We start from the raw sequence: 6,887 nt of genomic DNA, 5'->3' as shown, positions 1-6,887 counted from the left end.
CGCGGCAGGGACGGATGCTAGACGCATTGTGTCGGACGACCGCGAGCGGCCGGTTCGATGATCTATTTCGATGTCAGCTATATCGTCAGGCTCTACTTTGAGGATAACGGTTGGGAGCCGGTGCGTCGCTGCATTCCATCGCAAGTTGCGCGATGGCGCCGTGATTCCTACACAATACGGCCATATCCTGAAACACGTCCCATTTGGACGCCCGCGAGGGCGCGTATCATCGGATGAGGAGCCTTCAATTATCCCAAGTGATTGAAAATAAATAAGGCTCCTCAGGTAGGACTCGAACCTACAACCCTCCGGTTAACAGCCGGATGCTCTGCCATTGAGCTACTGAGGAGCAATGGCACGGATGGCGTGCTGTTCGCCAACGTGCCGAACGAATTTATCAGACCGGGAAACCCGGCGTCAATGAGGGTTCCCGGTGACCCAGTCCCAGCGGGCGGCGGCCTGTTGCACGATTCGGGGGATATCCTCCTTCATCACATAGCCTTTGAGCGCCAGATCGTTGGCGGATTTGGTGATCAGTTCCAGGTAGGCGTCTTTGCTTTTGTAGCGTTCTGCGATGGAAAGCCGGGGATCGTTATTCCGCTCGCGATCGGCGCGGGTACGGGCGAAGGGAATGAACGAGCCGGTGAGCGAGGCGAGCTCGTCTGCCGGGCCGGTACGTTCGTTCATGAAATTCCAGCCGAGGTAGGTGGCCAGGGGAACCGCTATCTCCGGCATGTGAATGCCCGGAAGATCGTTGCCATCGGCGTCGACCTGCGGGACGAGCATAGGGAACGCCGATCCGACTTTCGGCGGCTCCTGCGAGACGATGCCTTTGGTTCCGAACTCGGGGCCATAATCGACTCGATAGGCCTTATGGATGTTTGTTGTCGTGGGCACGGCGAGATTCGGAATCTTCGCGAACTTCACTTTATCGGGCGAGACCAGCGTCCCCTCGCTGACCCGCGGATAAGCGCTGGCGGGCGGTTCGACGCCTTCGGTAATCCAGCGATTTAACGACACCATCAGCTTTCGCGCCGCCCAGCGGTAGTCCAGCGGATCGTTCAGTTGCTGACCGCTGCCGCGAGTTGGAGGAAACGCACCGATTGTATGATTTCCTCCGGTATACATGTATGCGCGTACGTTCGGCATCATTGGGGCGTCTTCCTTCCCGTCGATCGTGGTCGTGAACAGGGAGGCGGCGCGGCCCCAATACTCGTGCGATGAGTTCGTGTACATCACTTTCGGCATGAACTCGGGTTTCATATGGTGGGTCAGCAGGCCGTCGCGACGTCCGCTTTCAGGATCGAGTTGGGCGACATCGGTAAACGGAAAGATATCGACCGGGTAAAAGAAGCTGGAGAACGGCCCGGCCGTTCTCGACGGCAGCGCAAACCGGTTATCGAAACTGCCGCGACCGCTTCCGGCGACGTGCGACATGATGCCGTCGAAAACCTTGCGGTGCGATTCGTCTTCATTGAAGCCGTAATACAGATAGGTTCGGAGGAAACGGCCGCTTTGCGAAATGCCGAATGCGATCGCGTGCTGGATCGCGCCGGGATTGATCGAGAGTTCGCTGGCGCCGCTGTATTTCAATCTGGAAATCGCATCACGCACGGCTGCCGGGCCGAGGCCGGCGATCGGCGGGTCCTGAGATCTATATACCACCTCGTAGATCTTGTTCGGCTCAAAACCGGACGCCATGCGAACGGCTTTCGCGTCAGCCGTAAAGTCCCAATCGGTCCGGGGGATCGTGCGGCGCGTGCCTTCCACAGAGTCGCGGACAGTGAGGGCATTGGCGGTGTCTTTGGGATCGATGACGGCATAGGTGCTGTCGGGTAGATTGACATCGGAAGCCTTCTGCGTTGTCGTGAAATCGCTGCGGACCAGTCCCTGAATGGAGCGTCCGTTCGATTCACGCGCCGCTGGGACATAAACGCGAAGCATGCCGTCGCGATTTGGAGCATCAAATTGCCAGCCCACCCAGAGCAGCGTGAATCCCTGACCCATGAGGAATCCGTCGCCGAAATCGCCGGCAGCCTGAGGATCGACATTGTTCGTTCCCATATTGAAGAAACCCAGCAGGCCCTTCGTTCCTCGATTCGAAACTTCATACAGGATCGTTCCATTGCCGCGCGACGGGTCCTTCGGTTTGATCAGATAGAAGTCCGAGGAGAACTCCACCTTACCGGCGGTGTTTTTCGGAGCTTTGTCGATATCGGCAACGATGCGATTCGTGCTGTTCTTCGGATCGACGGCGAAGTAAATCTTTCCCGAGACCCTCTCGTAAGGGCCTGTGTTTCCGAAGGCCTTTCCGGAGAGAACATCGGTGCGTGACTTCACTTCAATCCGCACCACTTCCGCGCGAACCGGCGCCGTGACACCGAGAATAAGACTGATAAGAAGCAGCCGTCTGAACATCATCGAAGCCTCCTGGGTTTCCGGAAGAATATACTGATCTTTATGGCGAGTCCACGATCTGCCGCCGCTGTCATACTGATTCGCGAAACGCCTGTCGTCGAGGTCTTCTGGATGCGGCGGTCCCCGCGCATGATGTTTCAGGCTGGCTTTCACGCTTTCCCCGGCGGCAAACTCGATCCCGACGAAGATGCCCGGGTCTGTGCCGCCCGCGAGTTGTTCGAAGAAACGGGAGCGCGCGTGCCGCCGGAAACTTTTATCGATGTCGGCCGCTGGCTGACGCCTGCGTTTTCTCCGGCCCGGTTCGATACGTGTTTCTTCCTTGCGAGATGTCCTGCAGGAGAACAGCCCGGCATTGCGAGCGACGAGCACGACCTGGGCGAATGGATCAGGCCGGTGGACGCTGTAGCCAAATGGATGCAGGGTGCAATACTCATGGCTCCCCCCGTCCTGCACGCTCTGCGATGTCTTTCCGAAGGTTTGGACCAGATCGAAAAAAGAATGAAGGCCAGCCCGTGGGCTCATGGTGAGCCGATTCCGGAGATTGAAATGAAACCCGGAATTGTCCTCGTTCCACTGCGGACACCGACACTGCCTCCAGCGACGCACACGAATTGTTATCTCGTTGGCGGAGAAGAGGTGGTTGTTATCGACCCGGCGTCGCCGTATGAAGAAGAGCAGGCGCTGCTCGACCGCGTTCTTGCGAACCGGCGTGTGCGCGAGATCTGGCTCACGCACCTGCATAACGATCATGTGGGCGGTGCGAACCACTTGAAGCGGCAACTCGGAGTGAAGATCGCCGCGCATTCCATTACGGCGCAGGCCCTCCAGGGCGTGGTGGCGGTGGACAGGACCTTCGAGGAAAACGAACGGCTGGAACTGGCAGGCAAGCCCGGTTGGACGCTTCAGGTTCTACACACTCCCGGACATGCGCGCGGGCATGTCTGCATCTTTGAGGCGCGAAGCGGATCGTTGGTTACCGGCGATCTCATGGCCGGCGTGGGCACCATCGTGATCGATCCGCCGGAAGGCCACATGGCGACCTATTTCGATTCGCTGCGGCGGATGCAGGCGCTTCCGGTCAGGGCGCTTTTTCCGGCTCACGGGCCGGTGATGGCGAATGCGAAGGGCCGGATTCAGGCTTACCTGGACCACCGGACGGAACGGGAGCGGAATATTCTGGCGGCGTGGCAATGGGGCGCGCATGAGCCGGCCGCCCTCGTAAAGAAAGTTTATACGGACGTGCCGGACGCAATGCACGGACTTGCCGAAAGATCCGTGATGGCGCATCTGGAAAAGTTACGGGAAGAAAACCGGATTTGATAAAATCCCCCGATGCATTTGAACTTATCTAACCGCTTTATCATTTCGATCCAACTGCTCATCGTTCTCTGCCTTGCCGCGCCGTTCTCGTTTGCGGCGGCGGCCAAGGGACAGCAGGCTCAAGCGCAGGTGCTCGATCACGCCGAGACCTATTGCTCGAACTGCTTCTTTGGCGCCACCGATTATTACTACTGTTTCGCCGTAGACAATAAAATCCTCATCGGAGTTCAGCGGGTTCCGGTTGTCAACTGGCAGGACAGCTCCAAGAATTATCTGACGAAATACCACCGTCAGTGGAAACCCTGGGATTCGCCCGGTCAGACGGTTCCCATCACCTATGACGACAAGCACATCTGGGTGAGCCGGACGGCAGGCCAGCAAGCAACCGATACGGAGGAGCACAGCGCCGTTTCAGGTCCGTTCCGTGCAGTTCGGAGCTTGTTCGGCGGTGGTGGGAAGGACGTCAGGCTGGACCAGACTTCCTCGCGCGATCTCTTCACGAACAATGACCGATGCCGCAGTACGAGTGCGGCATCGGCCCATTAAAGCTGCTTATTTGCTGCTGGCGGAGCGGGCGACGTTCTGAGTGTTCTTCGGATTACCCATGCTCGTCGCACGAAGAGAGTCTGCCGACGGAAGGGTCGAGGCGTCCCAGCCGCCACCTACGGATTTGACCAGATCCACAGCGGCAGCCATGCGCCGCTGCAGGATCGAGATGGCCGATTGTTGATCGTTCAACGCGATAATCTGCGTCGTGATGACGTTCAGGTACGAATCCGTTCCTGCCTTATAGCGATCCATCTCGAGGTTTAAAGCTTCCTGAGACGCGGTAACGGCTTCCTGGTTCTGTCCTGCTTCTTCGGCGAGGTAGCGCAGACTGGCAAGATCGTCCTCCACTTCCTGGAAGGCAGCAAGGACATTCTGCCGGTAAGCGGCGACGGTCGCGTCGTACGCAGCCCGCGAGTTTTCTACCGTGGCGCCGCGGCGGCCGAAATCAAAGAGTGTTTCGGACATCGACGCGGTTCCGGACCAGCTCCGGCTGGCCCAGGTGAACAGCGAGGCCAGGTCGGACGAAATAAGGCCCGGATTCGCGGAAAGATTCAAGGTCGGATAATAGGCGGTTTGCGCAATACCGACCTGGATGTTGGCTTCGGAGACCAGCCGCTCGTTGGCAGCGATGTCGGGGCGCCGTTCGAGAAGCTGCGACGGAATGCCGATCGGAATCGGCGGAGGCGGGCCGCTGATCGTGGTGGGGCCGATCTCGAACGAGGACGGTTCCTGGCCGCTCAGCACGGCGATAGCATGCTCGGCCTGCGCTCGCGCAATATGCATCTCGGTGCTCTGGGCCTGTGCGCCGAAAAGCTGTGTCTGCGCCAGCGTAATATCGGACCTCGACGCCACGCCGCCGTTGTACCGGTTGATCGTGAGCTGCAGATTCTGCTGGTAGGCAGCGATCGTATTGGCCAACACGTTGATCTGCATATCCTGTCCGGCGAGCGCAAAGTAGTCCGCCGCAAGCAGTGCCTGCTGGCTCAGCCGGAGATTTTCAAGGTCGGCTGCGCTGACTTGCGCGTTGCTCACCGTGCTTTCCACCGCCAGACGGACGCGGCCCCAGAGATCGGGTTCCCAGCTTGAATTTGCGGGGATCGAGAACGTCTGATTGGAGTTTCTATTGACATAACTCTGTGAGATCGCCGGTGTCGTTCCGATGGAGGGGTAGTAATTGGCGCGCGCACCCGCAATCAGCGCCCGAGCCTGCCGGAATTCCGCTTCCGCCTGCTTTACATTCTGGTTGTTGACCGCGACCATTTCTTCCAGCCGGTTGAGCTGAGGATCACCGAAGATCTCCCACCATTTGCCTTTCAGCAGCGCGTCGCTGGGGGCAGCCATCTTCCACTGCCCGTTGTCGACCATTCCTTTCAGGTTGGCCGGCGTCTGCGTTACCGGCCGCTGGTATTTCGGATGAATCGAGCAACCTGCACACAGAACAAAGAGAAAAAGTACGATTTTCGAATAACGAACCATTAATCTCCAGATCCCGCAACACCGCCGGGAATAAGCAGACCGGGACGGTGCGCAAAACTTGCCTGCCGCCGGCGGCGGAAGCGCGTACTGATCCGGTCGAAGTAAAGATAAATCACGGGAGTTGTGAATAACGTCAACATCTGACTGACCACAAGGCCGCCAACGATAGCAATTCCGAGAGGCCTCCGGAGCTCTGCTCCGGCGCCCAGACCCAGCGCCATCGGCATACCGCCGAGAAGGGCGCACATCGTCGTCATCATGATAGGACGGAAGCGCAGCAGGCAAGCCTGATAAATCGCATCCCTCGAGTTCATTCCTTCGTTGCGTTCCGCCGCGAGGGCGAAATCGATCATCATGATGGCGTTCTTCTTCACGATGCCGATCAGCAGGATGATTCCGATCATCCCGATCAGGTCGAGATTGCTCTTGAACAGCACCATCGCCATCAGCGCTCCCACGCCCGCGGACGGCAGCGTCGAGATGATGGTCAGAGGATGGATCAGGCTTTCATACAGCATTCCCAGCACGATATAAACGGCCAGCAACGCTGTTCCGATCAGGACCGGCTGATTATCGAGCGCTTGCTGATAGGCCTGCGCCGTGCCGGCGAATTTGCCCGTGATGTTTGCCGGCAGGCCCATATCCAATTCAGCCCTGTTGATTGCCTCGACGGCGTCGCTCAGCGCGACGTTGTCCGAAAGGTTAAACGAGTATGTGGTTGCCGGAAACTGTCCCTGGTGCGGCAGTTGAATGGGCGTGATTCCCTGGGTGAAATGCGTGAAGGTGGATAAGGGAACGTCTGTCCCCTTCGGCGTCTGTACGTAAATCGTATTCAGGAAGTTCGGACTCTGCCACCATTGTTGCTGGAGCGCCAGAATCACGTGGTACTGATTGATCGACTTGTACATCACCGAAACCTGGCGCTGGCCAAAGGCGTCATAAAGGGCGGAGTCCACAGCCTGCGCCGTCAAGCCGAGGCGCGATGCGGTGTCGCGGTCGATGACGACGTTGGAGGACAAGCCGGAATTCTGCTGGTCCGAACTGACGTCCGCGATTTCGGGCAGCTTCGAGAGCCGGTCCAGGACTTTCGGCCCCCATACCGCCAGCGAGTTGAAGTCCGGTCC

Annotated in this window: 5 protein-coding genes and 1 tRNA gene; 2 read left to right on the top strand and 4 right to left on the bottom strand. The window is 58.5% G+C overall.

The window, feature by feature from the left end; translation table 11 throughout:
• Positions 1 to 277: 277 nt before the first annotated feature.
• Together VGK48_18590 and VGK48_18585 are read right to left on the bottom strand one after the other, a co-directional pair.
• Positions 278 to 349: transfer RNA gene (locus VGK48_18590), tRNA-Asn, on the bottom strand.
• A gap of 68 nt (positions 350 to 417) precedes the next feature.
• Entirely contained in the window at positions 418 to 2,421 is a 2,004-nt protein-coding gene (locus tag VGK48_18585) for an alpha/beta hydrolase domain-containing protein (GenBank protein ID HEY2383187.1), read from the bottom strand.
• A gap of 39 nt (positions 2,422 to 2,460) precedes the next feature.
• Here VGK48_18585 and VGK48_18580 point away from each other — a divergent pair, with 39 nt between their 5' ends.
• Complete coding sequence (locus tag VGK48_18580) at positions 2,461 to 3,738, top strand: MBL fold metallo-hydrolase (GenBank protein ID HEY2383186.1); 1,278 nt, start codon at positions 2,461 to 2,463, stop codon at positions 3,736 to 3,738.
• 12 nt (positions 3,739 to 3,750) lie between these two features.
• On the top strand, positions 3,751 to 4,284 hold the full coding sequence (locus VGK48_18575) for a hypothetical protein (GenBank protein HEY2383185.1): 534 nt from the start codon (positions 3,751 to 3,753) through the stop codon (positions 4,282 to 4,284).
• Positions 4,285 to 4,290: 6 nt separating this feature from the next.
• On the opposite strand, the gene VGK48_18570 is transcribed toward VGK48_18575, so the two are convergent.
• Together VGK48_18570 and VGK48_18565 are read right to left on the bottom strand one after the other, a co-directional pair.
• A complete protein-coding gene (locus tag VGK48_18570) occupies positions 4,291 to 5,763 on the bottom strand; it encodes an efflux transporter outer membrane subunit (GenBank protein HEY2383184.1) in 1,473 nt (490 codons plus the stop codon).
• The coding region (locus tag VGK48_18565) for an efflux RND transporter permease subunit (GenBank protein HEY2383183.1) at positions 5,763 to 6,887 on the bottom strand (1,125 nt) is incomplete at its 5' end. The genes VGK48_18565 and VGK48_18570, both read right to left, overlap by 1 nt.

The organism is Terriglobia bacterium (genome assembly GCA_036496425.1).
GTDB lineage: Bacteria > Acidobacteriota > Terriglobia > 20CM-2-55-15 > 20CM-2-55-15 > 20CM-2-55-15.
The sequence above is the reverse complement of the archived record's forward strand: the minus strand, read 5'-3'. Positions and strand labels throughout refer to the sequence as shown.